General features: G+C 72.6%; 13 protein-coding genes. 6 read left to right on the forward strand and 7 right to left on the reverse strand.

The window, feature by feature from the left end:
- Positions 1-45: 45 nt before the first annotated feature.
- The 7 genes from argJ to IPL61_20950 form a co-directional block, all read right to left on the reverse strand.
- Positions 46-1,224: a bifunctional glutamate N-acetyltransferase/amino-acid acetyltransferase ArgJ gene (gene argJ / locus IPL61_20920; GenBank protein ID MBK9033694.1), complete on the reverse strand. Its 1,179-nt coding sequence runs from the start codon at positions 1,222-1,224 to the stop codon at positions 46-48.
- A gap of 33 nt (positions 1,225-1,257) precedes the next feature.
- On the reverse strand, positions 1,258-4,458 hold the full coding sequence (gene secA / locus IPL61_20925; protein ID MBK9033695.1) for a preprotein translocase subunit SecA: 3,201 nt from the start codon (positions 4,456-4,458) through the stop codon (positions 1,258-1,260).
- 190 nt (positions 4,459-4,648) lie between these two features.
- Positions 4,649-6,085 carry an aldehyde dehydrogenase family protein gene (locus IPL61_20930; protein MBK9033696.1) on the reverse strand — a complete coding sequence of 479 codons (1,437 nt, stop codon included), beginning with the start codon at positions 6,083-6,085 and terminating at the stop codon, positions 4,649-4,651.
- A 72-nt stretch (positions 6,086-6,157) separates the two neighbouring features.
- Complete coding sequence (locus IPL61_20935; protein ID MBK9033697.1) at positions 6,158-6,598, reverse strand: hypothetical protein; 441 nt, start codon at positions 6,596-6,598, stop codon at positions 6,158-6,160.
- Between the two features lie 211 nt (positions 6,599-6,809).
- Positions 6,810-7,673 (reverse strand): hypothetical protein, encoded by an 864-nt coding sequence (locus IPL61_20940; GenBank protein MBK9033698.1) that lies wholly within the window; start codon positions 7,671-7,673, stop codon positions 6,810-6,812.
- Between the two features lie 706 nt (positions 7,674-8,379).
- The gene (locus tag IPL61_20945) at positions 8,380-9,327 is read right to left on the reverse strand and encodes an NAD-dependent epimerase/dehydratase family protein (GenBank protein ID MBK9033699.1); all 948 of its coding nucleotides are present in this window, start codon (positions 9,325-9,327) and stop codon (positions 8,380-8,382) included.
- Positions 9,314-10,174 carry an acyltransferase family protein gene (locus IPL61_20950; GenBank protein ID MBK9033700.1) on the reverse strand — a complete coding sequence of 287 codons (861 nt, stop codon included), beginning with the start codon at positions 10,172-10,174 and terminating at the stop codon, positions 9,314-9,316. Before IPL61_20950 ends, IPL61_20945 begins: the two co-directional genes overlap by 14 nt.
- 69 nt (positions 10,175-10,243) lie before the next feature.
- Between IPL61_20950 and IPL61_20955 the strand changes: the two genes are divergently transcribed.
- The 6 genes from IPL61_20955 to IPL61_20980 all read left to right on the forward strand — a co-directional run bounded on the left by IPL61_20955 (position 10,244) and on the right by IPL61_20980 (position 18,946).
- Complete coding sequence (locus tag IPL61_20955) at positions 10,244-11,032, forward strand: hypothetical protein (GenBank protein MBK9033701.1); 789 nt, start codon at positions 10,244-10,246, stop codon at positions 11,030-11,032.
- A complete protein-coding gene (locus IPL61_20960; protein MBK9033702.1) occupies positions 11,029-11,982 on the forward strand; it encodes an LD-carboxypeptidase in 954 nt (317 codons plus the stop codon). The genes IPL61_20955 and IPL61_20960 overlap by 4 nt, the downstream gene beginning before the upstream one ends.
- A gap of 88 nt (positions 11,983-12,070) precedes the next feature.
- On the forward strand, positions 12,071-12,751 hold the full coding sequence (locus tag IPL61_20965) for a hypothetical protein (protein MBK9033703.1): 681 nt from the start codon (positions 12,071-12,073) through the stop codon (positions 12,749-12,751).
- 1,249 nt (positions 12,752-14,000) lie between these two features.
- The gene (gene ruvX, locus IPL61_20970; GenBank protein ID MBK9033704.1) at positions 14,001-14,426 is read left to right on the forward strand and encodes a Holliday junction resolvase RuvX; all 426 of its coding nucleotides are present in this window, start codon (positions 14,001-14,003) and stop codon (positions 14,424-14,426) included.
- A 34-nt stretch (positions 14,427-14,460) separates the two neighbouring features.
- On the forward strand, positions 14,461-15,594 hold the full coding sequence (mltG, locus tag IPL61_20975; protein ID MBK9033705.1) for an endolytic transglycosylase MltG: 1,134 nt from the start codon (positions 14,461-14,463) through the stop codon (positions 15,592-15,594).
- Between the two features lie 115 nt (positions 15,595-15,709).
- Positions 15,710-18,946, forward strand: a complete 3,237-nt coding sequence (locus IPL61_20980; GenBank protein MBK9033706.1) for a hypothetical protein — start codon at positions 15,710-15,712, stop codon at positions 18,944-18,946.
- The last annotated feature ends 31 nt before the right edge of the window (positions 18,947-18,977 follow it).

Here is an 18,977-nt window from a genome sequence, read left to right on the forward strand (position 1 = left end):
GGGCGTTGATCGCGCCTGTGATCGTCGCGCCGGGCCCGCCGGGGGCTACGACCGGTAGTCGGCGTTGATCGACACGTACTCGTGCGACAGGTCGCACGCGAGCATGTGGGCGCGCCCGCGGCCGGCGCCGAGGTCGATCGTCAGGGTGTAGCTGGGCGCCTGCATGACCGCGGCGGCGGCGGCCTCGTCGTAGCCGCGCACCGCCGCGCCGCGCCGGACCACCTCGACGGGGCCGATCCGCAGGCCGAGGCGCGTCGGATCGATCGGCACGCCGGCGTTGCCGATCGCGCACAGCACGCGGCCCCAGTTGGGATCGCCGCCGGCGATCGCGGTCTTGACCAGCGGCGAGGTGGCGATGCGCCGCGCGACGGCGACGACGGCGCGCTCGCTGGCGGCGCCGCGCACGTCGATCGTGACGACGTGGTGCACGCCCTCGCCGTCGCGCATGAGCTGGGTCGCGAGGTCGGCCAGCAGCTCGGTCAGCGCCGCGGCGAACTTCGTGGCCGCCGCGCCGGTCAGGGGCGCGCCGGCCGTGCCCGACGCCAGCACCGCGAGCATGTCGTTGGTCGAGGTGTCGCCGTCGACCGAGATCGCGTTGTAGGTCGAGGCCACCGCGCCCCGGGTCGCGCGCGCCAGGGCCGCCGGCGGCAGCGCCGCGTCGGTCGCGACGAACGTCAGCGTCGTGGCCATGTTGGGCGCGATCATGCCGGCGCCCTTGGTGCAGCCGACCAGCGTCACGCGCGACCGCCCGATCGTGACCTCGCGGCGCGCGGTCTTGGGGCCGCGGTCGGTGGTGAGGATGGCCGCGGCGAAGTCGGCGAACCCGTCGGGGGCCAGGGCCGCGCCCGCGGCGGCGATGCCGGCGCGGACCCGCTCGATCGGCAGCGGCTGGCCGATCACCCCGGTCGACGCGACGAGCACGTCGCCGACCCGGCCGCCGATCGCGGTCGCGGCGGTCGCCGCCATCGTGCGGGCGTGGGCGGCGCCGTCCTTGCCGGTGCAGGCGTTGGCGTTGCCGCTGTTGACGACGACGCCGCGGACCCGGCCCTTGCCGGCGCGCAGGTGCGCCGCCGACAGCAGCACCGGCGCCGCCTTGACGCGGTTGCCGGTGAAGACCGCGGCGCACGCGGCCGGCGCGTCGGCGGCGATCAGCCCGACGTCCTTGCCGCCCTTGTTCTTGATGCCGGCGGCGACGCCGGCGAAGCGAAACCCGGTGACGATCATCGCGCGGACGCTACCGCGTCTGCGCGGGCGCCGTCACTCCGCCGCGGCCTCGGCCTCGTCCTTGCCGTGACACTTCTTGTACTTCTTGCCCGAGCCGCACGGGCACGGATCGTTGCGGCCGACCTTGGGCTTGTCGCGGCGCACGGTCTCGACCTTGGCCTCGGGGTCGGCCGCGCGGGCCTGCTGCGCCGCCTTGCCCGGCACCTGCGCGGCCCGGCCGCGGGCGGCCTTGGCGCGGGCGACCGCCGCCATCAGCTGCTCGCCCTCGTCGACCTTGCCGGCGGCGCCGGCCTCGACCACCTGGCGCCGGGCCGCCTGCAGCACCGGCACCGCCTCCTCGTCGCGCTGGATCTCGACCCGGAACAGCTTGGTCCCGACGTTCGAGGAGATGTGGACCATCATGTCCTGGAACATCTCGAACCCGATCTTCTTGTACTCCTTCTTCGGGTCCTTCTGGCCGTAGCCCTGCAGGCCGATGCCCTCGCGCAGGGCGTCCATCGACTTGAGGTGCTCGACCCACTGGTTGTCGATCTCCTCGAGGAAGAACCGGCGCGCGAAGTACATGAGCCACGAGCGCGACATCTCGTCCTCGCGCGCGTGCAGGCGCCCCTCGACGATCTTCCACGCGCTCGCCGCCAGCTCCTGGCGGTTGCCGTGCTCGAGCTCGAACTCGCACGCGAACTGCTCCTCGAGCGCCTCCTCGAGGCCGTCGAGATCCCACTCGTCGTCGGGCTTGTCGGTCGAGCAGAACTGCTGGATCGACGCGTCGATCAGGCCCTCGCACAGGTCGTAGATCCGCTCGCGCTGCTGGATCAGCGACTTCGCGATCATGGTGGTCACGAACTCGTGCAGCGCCGGGCGCGGCCCGTCGACCTTCTTCTCGACGTCGAGCAGCGCGCCGTGCTGGCGCCACAGCTCGGACCGCAGCACCCGCCACGCCGGGCGCACGTCGCTCTGGGGCTCGCCGGCCGCGGCCTTGGCGTCGCGGTCGGCCACCTTCTGCAGGACCAGGTCGACCTGCTCGGCCAGCTTGTCCTTGATCTGCTCCGACAGCGTCGGGATCGTCCAGTCGCCGCTCTCGACGATCTCGGGCAGGACGACGCCGCGCTTCTCCTCGTCCTCGGACGGCTCCGGGCTGTACTTGCCCTCGAGCACGGCCTTGCGCAGCGCGTAGATGGTCTTGCGCTGCTGGTTCATCACGTCGTCGTACTCGAGGACGTTCTTGCGCTGATCGAAGTTGCGGCCCTCGACCTTCTTCTGGGCGCCCTCGATCGAGCGGGTGACCATGCCGCTCTCGATCGGCACGTCCTCCTCGAGGCCGAGCCGCTCCATCAGCCCGCTCATGCGATCGAGCCCGAAGATGCGCAGCAGGTCGTCCTCGAGGGACAGGTAGAACCGCGACACGCCGGGGTCGCCCTGGCGACCGGCGCGGCCGCGCAGCTGGTTGTCGATGCGGCGCGACTCGTGGCGCTCGGTGCCGATGATCTTGAGACCGCCGGCGGCGAGCACCTCCTCGCGCTCGGCCTCGCACGCGGTCTTGTACTCGGCCAGGTACGCCTTGAGCGTGGCCTCCTCGTCGAAGGCCGGCTGGGTCGAGCCGCGGTAGGGGTCGCCGTCGGGCGCCTCGGCGGCCTCGCCGGTGGCCGGGTCGGGCTCGGGCCGGGCCGCCGCGGCCGCGGCCGCGTCCTCGGCCACCTTCTGGCGCTCGGCGTTGAGCTTCTCCTTGGCCATGAACTCGGCGTTGCCGCCGAGCAAGATGTCGGTGCCGCGGCCGGCCATGTTGGTCGAGATCGTGACCGAGCCCTTGCGGCCGGCCTGGGCGACGATGCCGGCCTCGCGCTGGTGCTGCTTGGCGTTGAGCACGTTGAACGGGATCTCGTTGTCGCGCAGGAGCTGGGCCAGCACCTCGGACTTCTCGACCGAGATCGTGCCGACCAGCACCGGCTGGCCGCGCTTGTGGCAGTCCTCGATGTCAGCCAGCACCGCCTTGAACTTGCCCTTCTCGTTCTTGTAGACGAGGTCGGGCAGGTCCTTGCGGACGATCGGCTTGTTGGTCGGGATGACCGTGACGTCGAGCTTGTAGATCTGGTGGAACTCGGTCGCCTCGGTGTCGGCGGTGCCGGTCATGCCCGACAGCTTCTTGTACATGCGGAAGTAGTTCTGGAACGTCACCGTGGCGACGGTCTGGTTCTCTTCCTCGACGTCGACGCCCTCCTTGGCCTCGATCGCCTGGTGCAGGCCGTCGGACCAGCGCCGGCCCGGCATCTTGCGGCCAGTGAACTCGTCGATGATGACGACCTTGCCGTCCTCGATCAGGTAGTTGACGTCGCGCTTGTAGAGCGCGTGGGCGCGCAGCGCCTGGCTGACGTGGTGGTTCAGGTGCAGGTTCTTGACGTCGTAGAGGTTGTCGACGGCGAGCAGCTTCTCGATCCGCTCGACGCCCTCGTCGGTGAGCATGGCCGAGTGGGCCTTCTCGTCGACGGTGTAGTCGACCTCGCGCTTGAGGCGCGGGATCATCTTGTCGACCTTGCCGTACCAGTCGGCCGAGTCCTCGGACCGACCCGAGATGATCAGCGGCGTGCGGGCCTCGTCGATGAGGATCGAGTCGACCTCGTCGACGACCGCGTAGTTGAGCGGGCGCTGGACCATCCGGTCGGGCGCCTCCTTCATGTTGTCGCGCAGGTAGTCGAAGCCGAACTCGTTGTTCTGGCCGTAGGTGATGTCGCTGTTGTACGAGCGCTGGCGCTCGTAGTCGTCGAGGCCGTGGACCACGACGCCGGTCGACAGGCCGAGGAAGCCGTAGAGCCGCCCCATCCACTCGGCGTCGCGCCGGGCCAGGTAGTCGTTGACCGTGACCAGGTGGACGCCCTTGCCGGCCAGCGCGTTCAAGAACAGCGGCAGGGTCGCGACCAGGGTCTTGCCCTCGCCGGTGCGCATCTCGGCGATGCGCCCGCTGTGCAGCACCATGCCGCCGATCAGCTGGACGTCGTAGTGGCGCATGCCCAGCGCGCGCCGGCCGCCCTCGCGCACCAGCGCGAAGGTCTCGACCAGGATGTCATCGAGCGTCGCGCCGTTGTCGAGCTTGCCCCGGAGCTCGCCGGTCAGCGCCTTCAGCTCGGCGTCCGACTCGGCCTTCATCGACGCCTCGAGCTCGCCGATCTTCACCACCCGGGGCTGGAGCTTCTTGACCTCGCGCTGGTTCCGACTGCCGAAGAGTTTCTCGAGGAATCCCATGGTGCTTCCGATCGTGTTTCGGGCCGACGACGGTCGGTCCAAGGCGGCGTGTATTAACACGTCGCCGTGGGCGGAAGCTAACCATCCCTCCACTGGCGTCAATCGCTGGAGGCCAGGAAGTTCGCGGACCTACCCGATCGACGAGCCTCGGCGACCCCCAGTGCCGCGCGGGTGATCGCCCCCGCGCAGCTCAGGCCGACGGGACGGTCTGGAGCTCGACAAACTCGAGCAGGCCCTCGACCCCGCCCTCGCGTCCGTAGCCCGACGACTTCATGCCGCCGAACGGCGCCTCGGGGGTCGGGCCGCTGGCGTTGTTGAGCGCGACGTGCCCGAACCGCAGGGCGGCGGCCACGCGCGCGCCGCGGGCCGGGTCCGCGGTGAACACGTAGGCCGCCAGGCCGTACTCGGTCGCGTTGGCGGCCGCGACCACCTCGGCCTCGGTCGCGAACGTGACCAGCGGCACGACCGGGCCGAACACCTCCTCGGTCAAGAGCGCCATCCCCGGCTGGACGTCGGCGAGCACCGTCGGCGCCCGGAACCCGGTGTCGGGTTGCGCCGGCTCACCGACGACGACGCGCGCGCCGCGGGCGACGGCGTCGCCGACCAGGCGGTCGACCTTGGCCGCGGCGCCGCGATCGATCAGCGGCCCGACCTGGGTGCCGGGCTCGAGGCCGTGGCCGACCTTGAGCGCGCGCACGCGGGCGGCGATCGCGTGCGTGAAGGCCTCGGCGATCCCGGCCTGGACGTAGATCCGGTTGGCCGAGACGCAGGTCTGGCCGGCGCAGCGGAACTTGCTCGCCATCAGCTGCTCGACCGCCACGGCCACGTCGGCGTCGTCGAAGACGATCAGCGGGGCGTTGCCGCCCAGCTCGAGCGCGAGGCGCTTGACGTGCGGCGCCGCCTGGGACGCGAGCAGCTGGCCGACCCGGGTCGAGCCGGTGAAGCTGATCACCCGCACCGCCGGGTGCGCGCACAGCGCCGCGCCGATCGCCGGGGCGTCGCCGAACACCAGGTTGACCATGCCGGGTGGCAGGTCGAGGCGGTCGATCAGGTGCACCAGCGCCAGCGGCGCCAGCGGCGTCAGCTCGGCCGGCTTGATGACCGCCGGCGCGCCGGCCGCGAGCGCGCCGGCCAGCTTCTTGGCCAGCATCGCCAGCGGGAAGTTCCACGGCGTGATCAGCCCGGCGACGCCGGCGGGGCGCGCGTACACGGTCCAGGTCAGGCCCCTGGGCCGCTGCGCCAGGGTGCGCGGGGCCAGGGCGTCGATGCTGTCGGCGGCGACCTGGTAGAAGCCGGCCGCGTACGCGACCTCGCCGCGGGCCTCGGCCAGCGGCTTGCCGTTCTCGAGCGTGATGATCCGGGCCAGCTCGTCCTGGTGCGCGAGCTGCGCCGCCGCGATCGCGCGGAGCCAGCCGGCCCGGGTCTCGAGGCTGGCGGGCGGCGCGGCCAGGACGGTGGCCGCCGCGGCGATCGCGGCGTCGGTGTCGGCGGCGCCGTAGCTCGGCAGCTCGGCCAGCGGCTCGCCGGTCGCGGGATCGTGGACGACGAAGCGCGGCCCAGCGTGCGGCGGGAGGAACGCGCCGGCGACGTAGCCGGTGCGGTGTTCGAGCAGCGGGGACTGGATCACAGGCTTGGCTCCGTTGCGGCGCTCACGATCTCACGGTCCGCGCCCTGCGGCACGGTGACCGCCGCCCGAGGCTCAGGCCAGGTGGAACGAGCGGACGAACGCGACCGACTGCCCGCGCACGTCGAAGCGCGTGATCGCGTTGCCGATCACCAGGCCGCCCTCGTCGGTGATCTGCCCGGGCAGCTCGGTCCACGTGCGGACCGGATCGAGCCAGCGGATGTCCTTCTGCCCGGCGAACGCGTAGCGGGCGCCGTCGTCGCCCTCGAACTCGAACCGGTAGCGGATGACCCGACGGATCCACGGGCGCAGCTCCATCGTGCCGCGCAGCGGGCGCTGGGTCGCCAGGCCGTCGCCGTCGACGGTGCCGGTGATCTCCACCAGCCGCGACCGCCCGAACGCCGCCAGCGAGTCGGTGCTGGCGCGCACCGAGAACTCGAACCGGCCGCCGCCGCGGCCGCCGTCGCACCGCGTCCAGTTGCCCCGCATCGTCTCGGCGAACCCGAAGCCAGCCATGGGCGGACTGTACTCCGAAAAACGTCGACGGGGCCGACCTCGCGGTCGACCCCGTTCACCACCGTCTCACCGCCCCAGCCAGGCTTCAGGTCCCGAGTTCTGCGAATCCGCCACCACGCTGAACGTGCCGGGCCGTTTCAGGCGGGGGCCCCATCTTCGCGCAGCGAACGATGGGGGAGGAGCTTTGCGAAAGCTCCTCCCAGAAAAACGCTCAGTTCGTCGCGCAGTGGTCGAACGTGAAGGTCTCGCAGGTGCAGCCGCTCGAGCCCATGGTGCACGCGGTGCCGTCGGGGTTCGTGCAGTTCTGGCCGCTGTACACCGCGCCGCAGTCGCCGCGGCCGAGGCACTGGCTCTCGGTGTTGATGACCGCGCAGACCGGGGCGCCGGTGCAGCTCGCGAGCGGGGTGCAGGCGCCGGTGTAGCAACCCTCGTCGATCAGCGGCACCTGGCCGGCGGGGCAGGTCGGGGCGCCGAAGGTGCAGGTCACCGGGCCGTCGCAGGTCGGGGTCGGGATCGGCGCGCCGGGGACGCAGGTCGAGCGCGGGCCATCGCAGTGCTGGTCGGCCGGGCAGTCGGCGTCGCTGACGCAGATGTTCGACTCCTCGCACTGGCCGCCGGCGCAGTAGCAGCCGGCCGCGCAGTCGCTGTCGCTGTTGCAGGTCGGCTGGTCGACGATGCAGGTGCCGTCGGCCGAGCACACGGTGCCGAACGGGCAGCCGGTCTCGAAGCATGAGCCGCCGCAGGTGCGGGTCTCGGTGCCGGCGGGGACGCACGAGCTCGAGCAGTCGCAGGTCATGCCCGCGCCGCAGTCGGCGTCGGTGCCGCAGAAGCCGGCCTCGTTGCAGGTGCCGGTGCTGTCATCGCAGTAGCAGCCCGCGGCGCACTGGTCGTCGGTGGTGCAGTAGTAGCCGTCGCCGCCGCCCGGGACGCAGACCGCGTTGCCCCAGTCGTCGTAGCTCTCGTAGGTGCCCGGCGGGCAGTCGCTACCGCCGTGATGCTCGTCGCCAAAGTAGAGGGTACAGCCCGAGAGGGAGGAGGCCACGACGAGGCCGAGGCAGGCGAGCAGCTTGTTCATGACAGCATCTCCAGAGACGGTGAGCGGTGGGGGAGCGAGGTGACGATGAGTCGCTGACAAAGCACTTGGCGTGCCATCCTGGCAGAGAGATCGAACCGTTTGAAATCTTGGTGGTCCTGAGCGGGCGCGGCGTGCGGATCCTGCCGATCGCGCCAGATCCATGACACAAACGTCCGGGATTCCGCAGGGCCTGGTGATCAGGACGCGGCGTGGCGGCGTGTCAGCCCGGAACGCACGAAGCGACCCACGGATCTGCGTCAACGTCTGTCCACGGTCGACTGTAGCAATCTGTTCACACCCGGTGGGAGTAGATGCCACGGTGGTGGCGACGCAGGTCACAGGCGGGCGGGAATCCGGAGCGGGAGCGAGAGTCCGGAGCTGGGGCCGAGGGTTGGATCGGGATCGGGCCGGATCGGGATCGGGATCGGGGGCCGGATCGGGATCGGGATCGGGGGCCGGATCGGGATCGGGATCGGGATCGGGGGGCCGGATCGGGAGCGGGAGCGGGAGCGGGATCGGGATCGGGGGCCGGATCGGGAGCGGAGCGGATCGGGATCGGGGATCGGGGCCGGATCGGATCAGGATCGGGATCGGGGGCGGGGATCGGGATCGGGGGCCGGATCGGGATCGGGGGCCGGATCGGGATCGGGAGCGGGGATCGCGGACGGGGAGCGGGACCCGGATCGGGGCGCCGATCGGGCGCTGGTCAGCCCGGTTCGTCGACCGCGAGGATGGTCTCGCGCAGGGTCGCGCGGGCGGTGAAGCCGAGATCGGCCTCGGCCAGCGCGCCGTCGACCATGCAGATGTAGCGGATGAAGTCGAACTCGGCGACCGGGTAGCTGGAGACGCCGGCGCGGAACGCGAGCGACCACAGCGGCTTCGCCAGCGGGTGTGGGATCGGCAGGGTCCGGCGGTCGAGCTCGCGCAAGATCACCGACAGCGGCACCTGACCGGGGCCGACGATGTTGTAGATGCCGCGCACGCCCGGCGCCAGGGCCGCGACGACCGCGGCGGCGACGTCGCGCTGGTGGATCACCTGCACCATCGGATCGAAGCCGAACAAGGTCGGCACCGGATCGAGCCGGAGGTAGTTCGACGGCGCGTTGTGGACGGTGCCCAGGATGTGGACCGGGCGCAGCACCACCGTCTCGACGTCGCGGGCCTTCCACAAGAACGTCGACGCCAGGTGATCGATCTCGACGAGGTCGCGCATCTGCGGGAAGCGCTGCGCCGCGAGCAGCGGCGCGTCCTCGGTGAGGAACTGCGTGTTCTCGGGGCGCGGGCCGTAGACGTCGGCCGACGACAGCACCACGACCTTGGGCACCTCGTAGGTCTGGCAGTACTCGAGCAGCTTCATCGTGCCGGCGACGTTCCACGAGTACACGTCGGCGGCCGAGGCCCGGGGGTCGTGCATCAGGCCCATGTGCACGAGCGCGTCGACCTGGCCGTGGCGGAACACGTCGCGGGCGCGCTTGCTGCGCACGTCGACCCGGTGGTGGACGATGTCCTTGGGCCGCTCGGGGAACGGCCGGCGATCGAGCCCCTCGATCACGAACCTGGGATCGTGGTGCAGCGCCCGAGCGACGACGCGCCCGAGCCGGCCCGCGATGCCGGTGATGACGACCTTGCGCGGGGTCCGGTCACCAGAAGACATGCTTGCGCTCCCGCAGCCCGATGTGGATCAGCGACTCGATCCGGCGCTTCACGGCGGTGACCTTCTCGCCGATCACCTCGTCGTCGTCGTCGTGATCGCCGGTGAACATCATCGGCTCACCGAAGTGCAGGCGGTACTTGACCGGCAGCGGCACGAGCGGCACGAACGGCGGGTACGGCACCACCGGGAACGACGGCGTGCCCAGGAGCCGCGCCACCGCGCGCAGGTTGATCGCGGGCGCCTGCTCCTCGGCGCCGATCACCGCCACCGGGACGATCGGCGTGCCGGTCTGGAGCGCGAGGCGCATGAACCCGAGCCCGAACGCCTCGAGCTGGTAGCGGCGCGAGAACGGCTTGGAGATGCCGCGGGCGCCCTCGGGGAACACCAGGATCGCCTCGTCCTCCTCGAGCAGGCGCCGGCAGTTCTCGGGCGTGCCGATGATCTGGCCCCAGCGCGCCATGAGGTAGCTGGCGAAGGGCACGGTCGGCACGAAGTGCTCGACCATCGAGCGGACCAGCCGCGGCGTCGGCGCGTCGAGGACGCAGGCCGACGCGATGACCATGCCGTCGTACGGGAGCTGGCCCGAGTGGTTCGAGACCACGAGCACGCGGCCGCTCGCGGGCAGGTGCTCGAGGCCGCGGGCCTCGGCCCGGAAGTAGCGTCGGTACATCCAGCCGGCGACGCGGATCGCGGTCGCGATCTGGTCGCGGCCCATCCCGAACTCGTCGTAGCCGTACTCGTTCTCGCGCACGACCAGCGCGCGCGTCCGCTCGTCGACCTCGTCCGCGCGGTCGCTGGCGCGCGCGACGTCGGCGAGGCGCCGGCGGATCCAGTCGGAGACGGCCATCGAGCGGCAGCTTCCCCAAGGCCGGTCCGGCTGTCAAACCCGCGGGCGCGCGTGGTAGCGTCGAGCGCGATGAGCGAGGACTTCGTCGACGTGTCCTGGCGCGGCCTCGAGGTCGCGCGCAAGGCTCGGCTGCGCGGCGACGCCGGCGGCCGTGGCCACCTCGAGCACGGGACGCCGATGCCGACCGGCACCGCGCTGACCGTCACGACCGCCGAGGGGCTGCAGCTCCCCGCGGTCGTGGCCGCGGTGCGCGAGCAGATCGGCGGCCGCGCCGAGCCGCCCGGCATGGACCTGACGTTCACCGCGACGGGCGACGCGGCGACCTGGTGGCGCGCGCGCGTCGACGCGGCGGCGGTCGCGGCGGCCGAGGCGGCGACGGCGGCCGAGGCGGCGGCGGCGGCGGCGAGCCGGCCGCGCACCCGCACGAGCCCGCCGGCCGAGCTGGCCCAGGCGATCGCGGCGGCGGCGGCGCCCGCGGCCGTGGCGCCCGTCCCGGCGGCGGCGGTGCCCGCGACGTCCGCGCCGGCGGCGGCGCCCACGGCCGACGACGCGCGGCCGACCGAGGTGATGGCCGCGGTGACCGCGCCCGAGGATCCGACCGATCCCGAGGGCGTCGCGCCGATCGCGGCGGCCGCGCCCGACGGGGCGCCCGACGCGGCGCCCGCACCCGAGGCCGTGCCCGAGGAGCTCGCCGACGACGGCCGGCGCACGACGGTGATGGCCGCCGTCGACATCGAGGCGATCGTCGCCGCCAGCGCCGACGACGCGCCCGCGGCCGATGGGCCCGACGACGGCGCCGCCCCGGCCGGCGGCGAGAAGAAGAAGGGCGCGCGCGGTAAGCGCCGGCGCGGCCGGTGACCGCCGGCGTGCGCCCGGCCGCGATCGAGTGGATCGTGCCGCCGGCGGTGCGGCCCCGTGACGTCGTCGCGATCTGCGCGCCGGCGGGGCCGATCCGCGCGGCGCGGTTCGAGCGCGGGCTGGCCTTGCTGGGGCCGCACCTGAACCTGCGGCTGGGCGACGACGTCACCGCCGAGGCCGGGTACCTCGCCGGCGACGACGGCCGCCGGGCCGACGAGCTCGCCCGCGCGCTGCGCGATCCTGACGTCCGGGCGATCGTGGTCGCGCGCGGCGGCTACGGCCTGACGCGCATCCTCGCCGACCTCGACCCGGCGCTCTTGCGCGCCGACCCCAAGCCGATCGTCGGGTTTTCGGACGCGACCGCGCTCCTGGCCTGGGCCGCGGTCGCCGGCGTCCGTGCGATCCACGGGCCGGTCGTCAGCCAGCTCGGCGATCTGCCGGCCACCGACGTGGCGGCGCTGGTCGCGGCGCTGACCGATCCGCGCCCGCTGGGCACGCTGCCCGATCCGCTCGCGGCGCTCGGCCTGAGCCGACCGATCGCCGGTCCGCTGGTGCCCGGCAACCTGACGCTCCTGGCCCACCTGGTCGGCACGCCGTGGCAGCTCGATCTCACCGACGCCGTCGCGCTGATCGAGGAGGTCGACGAGAAGCCGTACATGCTCGATCGCGATCTCACGCAGCTCCACCTGGCCGGCCTCCTCGACGGCGCGCGCGGCGTGATCCTGGGCGACCTCACGCGCTGCACCGATCCGCCGCACGCCCGCGGCGTGATCGACGATCCGGGGCCGGCGCGCGCGGCGGTCGCCGATCGCCTGGCGCGGTTCGGCGTGGCGGGCTGGTGGGGCGCGCCGATCGGCCATGGTCCGCGCAACCTGGCGGTGCCGATGGGCGCGCGGGTCGAGGTCGACGCCGCGGGGCGCGTGGCGATCCTCGACGCCGCGGTGCGCTGAGCGGGCGCGACCCCAGGTCGGGCGAAAGTTTGGATCGGCTCCGGCGTTGGTGCGTACGAACCCACCACACCTCGCCTCCGGGAGCCCCATGTCCGCTCGCACCCTCGTCCTCACGGCCGCGGCCCTGTCCGCCGCCGCCCTCGTCACCGCCACCACCGCGTCGGCCGATTGCTACGACGACAGCTGCCGCGAGGCCCGCGCGAAGGAGTGGTCGCGGCCCCGGTTCGAGGGCGGCTTCGGCTTGCTCGCCGGCAGCTACACGGTCTCGTCGGTGAGCGGCGGTGGCGTCGGGCTCCACGTCGACGGCGGCGTGCGCATGGGGCGCCTGGCCCTGCTCGGCGAGTACGACTTCCTGTCGATCGGCCAGGACGCGTACACCTACGAGAACCCCATCCGCGGCGTGCTCCATCGCATCGGCGCCAACGCGCGCTACTCGGTCGCGGCGTTCGGCGGGCACTCGGTGCCGATCCGCGGCGACGTCTGGCTCGAGGGCGGCGTCGGCAACCAGCTCGTGCAGTGGCACGGCGGCGGCGAGCTGTCGCGTCGCGATCTGGCGTTCGGCGTCGGCGGCCAGATGACCGTGCGGGTCGGCGGCGGCAAGCGCCCCAACTACCTCGGCTTCTACTACGCGTTCCGCGGCCTGGTCGCGCGCGATCCGTTCCCCGCCAAGGACATGCCCACCTGCGCGGGGCCGTGCGATACGCCGACCGGTCCGTCGGCCTGGGACATGGGCGCGTTCTTCAACTTCGGCGTAGTGTTCGCGCGCTGAGTCGAGATCGCGACGGTCGCCGCGCGCCCGGCGTCGGTCGGCGTCGGTCGGCGTAGACCCAAGACGCCCCTGATCCTCATCGAGGATCGGGGGCGTTCTTGGTTTCGGATCCGGTTGCGTCGACTCCGGTTGCGCCCGACTCCGGTTGCCGAGCCGGCGCCGACTCTCCGACACCGGCTCGGTTCTGGATCCGGTTCCGGTTCCGACACCGACTCCAGATCCGACTCCGGATCCGACTCCGACACCGACTCCGACACCGACTCCGACACCGACTCCGACACCGACTCCGGATCCGACACCGGCTCGGTTCTGGATCCGGTTCCGGTTCCGACACCGACTCCAGATCCGACTCCGGATCCGACTCCGACTCCGACACCGACTCCGGTTCCGGTTCCGGCTCCGGCTCCGGCTCCGGCTCCGGTTCCGACTCCGACTCCGACACCGACTCCGACACCGACTCCGACACCGACTCCGACACCGACTCCGGCACCGACACCGGCTCCGACACCGACACCGGCTCCGGCACCGGCTCCGACTCCGGTTCCGACACCGACTCCGGCTCCGGCTCCGACTCCGGCTCCGGCTCCGGCTCCGGCTCCGACTCCGGCTCCGGCTCCGGCTCCGACTCCGGCTCCGACTCCGGCTCCGGCGCTCGATCGTCAACCCCGGCGGATCGCCGTCATTCTTGACGAGCGCATCGCGCCGAGCGCGCGAACGCGGGAGAAAAAAAACGCTGCACCGGGGGGACGGTGCAGCGCCTGCGCAGATCACGACACGCTACTGGTTGCCTCAAGTGGAGGGGGATGCCGACAGGGATGAGGGGAGGGACCAAGTCGGCGCCACCGAGTCGAAATTTTCGCGTGCCGTGTCGCGCGTGGGTAAGGGGATGACTCCTCTATTGGAGGGCTGGACTGCGGGGAACGTTGCGTTGAACCGGAGCGCGGGGAGAAGAATTTCAGCTCATCGAGCGGCAGGTCTTCGTTCGCGTCTCTTCGTGCATCGAATACAGAGCAACTCGCGTTCCAACTCGCAAACCGCGATCAGCACACCAGGCTTCGCGGCCTTAGCCGGCCTCCTGTGTCATACCGTCACCATCTGGTGACGAAGTGGCTAGGGGAGACGCCACACCCCTGCGGTGGCGAGTCATCAGGGTGATGGCTAGCGGACTCGCCACTGATCGGTCGTCACCTCACCTGAGCGGCGCTGCGGTCAGGCGGTGGCATCGGACAATGTGCTACCTACCGGCGGCATGCGCGCCCTCGGCCTCGACGTCGGCTCCAAGACCATCGGCGTCGCCGTGTCCGATGAGCTCGGCCTGGCCGCGCACCCCGAGCACGTGATCGCGCGCAAGGGCACCGGGCCCGACGTCGCGACCGTCCTCGCGCTCTGTGCCGCGCGCGAGGTCACCGCGGTGGTCGTCGGCATGCCGTTCGAGCTCTCGGGCGCGGTCGGGCTGCGCGGCCGGCGCGTGCAGGTGTTCATCGACGCGCTCCGCCGCGCGCTGCCGGTGGCGATCCCGATCCACGAGGTCGACGAGCGCTTCACCACCGCGCTGGCGCAGCGGGTGCTGCTGGCCGGCGACGTGTCGCGCGCGCGCCGCAAGGACGTGATCGACAAGCAGGCGGCGGCGGTGATCCTCCAGGGCTGGCTCGACGGCCGCCGTGGCCACGAATAACCGTCCGCCCTCGCGCCTTGCTACAGTCCCCGCCGTGGCCCGCTCGCCGTTCCGTATCGCGCTCATGGTGGTCCTCGCCACCGTGGCCCTGGCCGTGGTGATCGGCGGGTTCTTCGCCTACCGCGTCTACACGTACCCGACCACGCGCCACGGCGGCCGCGGCGCCGACGTCGAGGTGACGATCAAGCGCGGCATGACGTTCCCGCAGGTGACGCGGGCGCTGGCCGACAAGCGCGTGATCGATCACCCGCTGTACTTCCGCATCTACGGCATGCGCCGGGGCGCGACCACCGCGGTCAAGCCGGGCGACTACGTGCTGCGCGACAACCTGACGCCGGCCGAGGTGCTCGACACGCTCGTCGCCGGGGTGCGCGAGCGCTCGGTGGCGGTGACGCTGCCCGAGGGCAAGAACATGCTCGAGTTCTTCGCGCTGCTCGACGCGGCCGGCGTGGCCAAGGCCAGCGAGCTCGAGGTGCTGGCGCGGGATCCGCAGTTCCTCTCCGCCCACGCGATCGCCGGCGACAGCGTCGACGGCTACCTGTTCCCCGACACCTACCAGTTCGTGACCCCGACGCCGCCGGCCAAGGTGCTCGAGCGCCTGATCAACGCCCACCGCCGCGAGTGGAACTCGGCCGCGCGCACCCACGCCAAGGCGCTGGGCAAGCTCAAGGACAAGCTCAAGTGGAGCGATCGCGACGTGCTGATCCTGGCGTCGATCGTCGAGAAGGAGGCGGTCGAGGCCAGCGAGCGCCCGCGCATCGCGCAGGTGTTCATCAACCGCCTGACCTCGCCGACCTTCAAGCCCCGCAAGCTCGAGACCGACCCGACGATCCGCTACGGCTGCCTGGTGCCGGTCAAGAAGAGCCAGGCGTGCCGCGACTGGCTGGCGATGTGCCCGCCCGATCAGCCCGGCTGCGAGCGCCTGCGCCAGGCGCAGCTGCAGGACGCCGATAACCCGTACAACTCGTACGCGCACGAGGGCCTGCCGCCGGGGCCGATCGCCAACCCCGGCCGCTCGTCGATCGCCGCGGCGATCGATCCCGACGGCAGCGACTACTACTTCTTCGTCGCCAAGGACGCCCGCCACCACGCGTTCTCCAAGACCGTGGCCGAGCACCAGCGCGCCGTGCAGCAGTACCTGCAGTGGCGCCAGAGCGGCGGCCCGTAGCCGCCTCGCCGGGCGCGATCGCGGCCGCCCCGCCGGGCGCGATCGCTTCCGTGGCGAATGTCGCCCGCGCCCGGTTGCGCCGACGCGCGAGCCCCGACATGTTCGGGAGCTGCCCATGGCCACGCCCGCCGATCAGGTCGATGCCGAGCTCGCCGCGGTCGGGGCGATCCTGGTCGAGGATCGGGTGCTGCGCCGGATCATCAAGCGGCACCGCCACCTGCCGGGGATCGGGCTCCAGGTCCCGCACGCGTGGTCGTACGCGCTGCCCCGGGCCGAGCTGGCCGAGCTGATCGAGGCCGACGCGCTGCCGATCGCGCTCGACCGCCTGCCCGACCACGTCGCGCTGATCTCGGGCGTGCGCACCGCGCTCGCGGCCGGGGCCAGCTCGGCCTGGCGGCAGGTGTGGCGGGCGGTCTTCCACGCCCGGGTGCACGAGACCCTCGAGCGGCGCGACCTCACGCCGGCCGAGGTCCGGCAGCGCATCAGCGCGATCGGGCAGACCGAGTTCGACGAGGTGCGGCTGGTGCTGCGGCAGGAGGACCTGCTGCTGCCGCCGGCCGGCGACACCGACGCCTACGTCGAGTTCGTGGCGCTGTACCTCGAGCTGCGGCACTTCGCGCCGCGGACCCTCGACGAGACCTTCCCGGTGCTCGGCGGCGGCGCCCACATCGATCCGCTGATCGCCGCCGACGTCGACGCGGCCGCGCTGCTGGTCGCGTCGCGGCCGGCCCGGGCGCCGCGCGAGGCGATGCTCGAGGGCGGGGGCGCGGTCGCGTCGCCGCGCCGCACCGCCGAGCGGCGCGCCGTCACGGTCCGGCTGGGCGAGCGCGCGATCCGCCGGTCGGCCGCGTCGGCCCGGGCCCAGGGCAACCACGTGCGGGCCGCGATCGGCGCGCTGCGCATCGGCGAGCGCGCCGCCGCCCGCGCCGACCTGGACCTGCTGGTGACGCGCCTGGCGCGGGCGCTCGGCGACGCGCCCGCCGCCGGCTGGACCGACACGCTCCTGGCCCTGGCCGAGACCGCGGCCACCGAGCGGGTGCTGCGCCACACCGCCAACACCCGGCTCTTGCTCGATCTCCAGGCCGCGTGCACCGACGGCGAGCGCGACGTCGAGGTGGTCGACGTCGGCAGCTGGCTCCGGTCGCGCGGGCGGCGCACGATCGTCCGGCGGCTGCCCGCGACCCGCGAGGTCCGGGTCGCGCGCCGGGTCCGGGCCGCGGCCCGGCAGCTGGTGCGCTGCGAGCTCGACACTGACGACGCGCGCGACGCCGTCGCCGATCTGGTCCACGCGCTGGTCGAGCGCGCCAACGCCCAGGTGCGGACCGTGCTGCGGCCGGTGATCGAGCGGACCCTGGCCGAGGTCGGCCTGGTGCCGCGGCACCTGCCGGGCCAGGTGGCCCAGAAGAAGCTCGTCGACGAGCTGCTCGATCGCGCGGTCGCGGTCGGGCGGCTGTCCCTGGGCGATCTGCGCGACGCGTTCGCGCACAACGACCTCAAGCTCCCCGATCTGACGGTGCGCGCGCTGGTCACGCGCGATCAGCTGCTGCGCGCCGATCACCTGCTCGCGACCGAGCTCGACGGGGTCTACCGGCGCGGCGAGATCTACCTGCGGTTCCTGCAGAAGGTGTCGTCGGTGCTGTCGGGCACGGGGCTGGGGCGCCTGCTGTCGCTGTACGTGCTCTTGCCGGTGGTCGGCGCGTTCTTCGTCGTCGAGGGCGCGCACCACATGGCGGCGCCGGTGGCGAGGATGTTCCACGGCGAGCCGCCCGAGATCTCGACCCGCCCGGTGCTGATCGGCATGGCGGTGTTCGTGTTCCTGCTCCTGCACGCGGTCTGGTTCCGCCGGGCGGTGCTGGTCGGCCTGCGCGCGATCGGGCGCGTGCTCAAGGTCGTGTTCGTCGACACCGCCGCGCGGCTGTGGCGGATCGCGCTCGTGCGCCAGGCGCTGCGGTGGGTGATCCTGCCGGCGATCCCGGCCGCGCTCGTGGCGTGGCTGGTGCCCGGCGTGGCCCGGTGGCCGAGCGCGGCGGCGACGCTGGTCGTGACCGCCGCGTTCATCAACTCGGCCGCGGCCGAGGAGGTGGTCAGCGACTGGCTCTTGCGCTCGAGCCGGCAGCTGGCCCACCGGATCCTGCCGGGGCTCGTCAAGTACAGCCTCGAGTTCTTCGGCTGGCTGATCGAGCTGGTCGAGCGCGGCATCTACCGCGTCGACGAGGCCCTGCGGTTCCGCCCGAACCAGTCGCGGCGGATGGCGATCATCAAGGGCGTGCTGGCGACGATCTGGTTCGCGATCGCGTACGTGCTGCGCATCTACGTCAACCTGCTGATCGAGCCGACCGTGAACCCGGTCAAGCACTTCCCGGTCGTGACCGTCGCCGCCAAGCTGATCCTGCCGTTCTTGCCGCAGATGACCACCGCGATCGCCGGGCCGATCGGCGCGGTGGTCGGCCCGACCCTGGGCGCGTCGTTCGCCGCGTTCACCGTGCTGGTCCTGCCCGGCATCGCGGGGTTCCTGGCCTGGGAGCTCAACAGCAACTGGAAGCTCTACCAGGCCAACCGCCCGGCGGTGCTCGAGCCCGAGAAGATCGGCAGCCACGGCGAGACCATGGGCGCGCTGCTGCGGCCGGGCTTCCACTCGGGCACGCTGCCCAAGCTGTTCGCGCGGCTGCGGCGCGCGACCTGGAAGGGCGACGCCCGGGCGGTGGCCAAGGCCCGCGAGGGCGTCCACCACGCCGAGGAGGCCGTCCGCCACTTCGTCGATCGGCAGCTGGTCGCGCTGCTCAACCAGGACCTGATCTTCCGCGCCACCGACGTCGCGGTGCCCCACGTCGAGGTCGGCTCGAACCGCCTGCGGATCGAGCTGGCGTGCCCGAGCGTCGGCCCGGGCCGGGCGACGATCGCGATCGAGGAGCAGTCGGGCTGGCTGGTCGCGAGCGTGCCGCAGCGCGGCTGGCTGGCGGCGCTCGACGGCGACCAGCGGCGCGTCGTCGAGATCGCGCTGGCGGGGTTCTACAAGCTGTCGGGCATCGACCTCGTGCGCGAGCAGCTCGAGGCGGTGCTCGCCGACGGCGGCCTGCCCGGCGTCGCCTACGATCTCGCCGACGATCGCCTGGTGGTGTGGCCGGGCGCGAAGTTCGAGGTCGAGCTGGTCTACGACCTGACCGCGCCGGGCCAGCCGGCCGCGGTCTACGGCCCGACCTGGAGCCACGACGCGCCGAAGCTCGGCGGCCACCACGCGCTGTTCGGCCGCGAGCCGATCGCGACCGAGGCCTGGGCCACCACCTGGGAGCGGCTCGCGCTCGGCATGCAGCCGGCCCCGCTCAACGCCGGGCCGCCGCTGCTCGGCCGCTGACCGCGCGCTCGACGCCGGGCCGCTGCTCGGC

The organism is Myxococcales bacterium (assembly GCA_016717005.1).
GTDB lineage: Bacteria > Myxococcota_A > Polyangia > Haliangiales > Haliangiaceae > UBA2376.

Coding starts and splice junctions, on each gene's coding strand:
- argJ (MBK9033694.1), bottom strand. CDS start 1,224: ATGATCGTCACCGGGTTTCGCTTCGCCGGCGTCGCCGCCGGCATCAAG.
- secA (MBK9033695.1), bottom strand. CDS start 4,458: ATGGGATTCCTCGAGAAACTCTTCGGCAGTCGGAACCAGCGCGAGGTC.
- IPL61_20935 (MBK9033697.1), bottom strand. CDS start 6,598: ATGGCTGGCTTCGGGTTCGCCGAGACGATGCGGGGCAACTGGACGCGG.
- IPL61_20940 (MBK9033698.1), bottom strand. CDS start 7,673: ATGAACAAGCTGCTCGCCTGCCTCGGCCTCGTCGTGGCCTCCTCCCTC.
- IPL61_20945 (MBK9033699.1), bottom strand. CDS start 9,327: ATGTCTTCTGGTGACCGGACCCCGCGCAAGGTCGTCATCACCGGCATC.
- IPL61_20950 (MBK9033700.1), bottom strand. CDS start 10,174: ATGGCCGTCTCCGACTGGATCCGCCGGCGCCTCGCCGACGTCGCGCGC.
- IPL61_20955 (MBK9033701.1), top strand. CDS start 10,244: ATGAGCGAGGACTTCGTCGACGTGTCCTGGCGCGGCCTCGAGGTCGCG.
- IPL61_20965 (MBK9033703.1), top strand. CDS start 12,071: ATGTCCGCTCGCACCCTCGTCCTCACGGCCGCGGCCCTGTCCGCCGCC.
- ruvX (MBK9033704.1), top strand. CDS start 14,001: ATGCGCGCCCTCGGCCTCGACGTCGGCTCCAAGACCATCGGCGTCGCC.
- IPL61_20980 (MBK9033706.1), top strand. CDS start 15,710: ATGGCCACGCCCGCCGATCAGGTCGATGCCGAGCTCGCCGCGGTCGGG.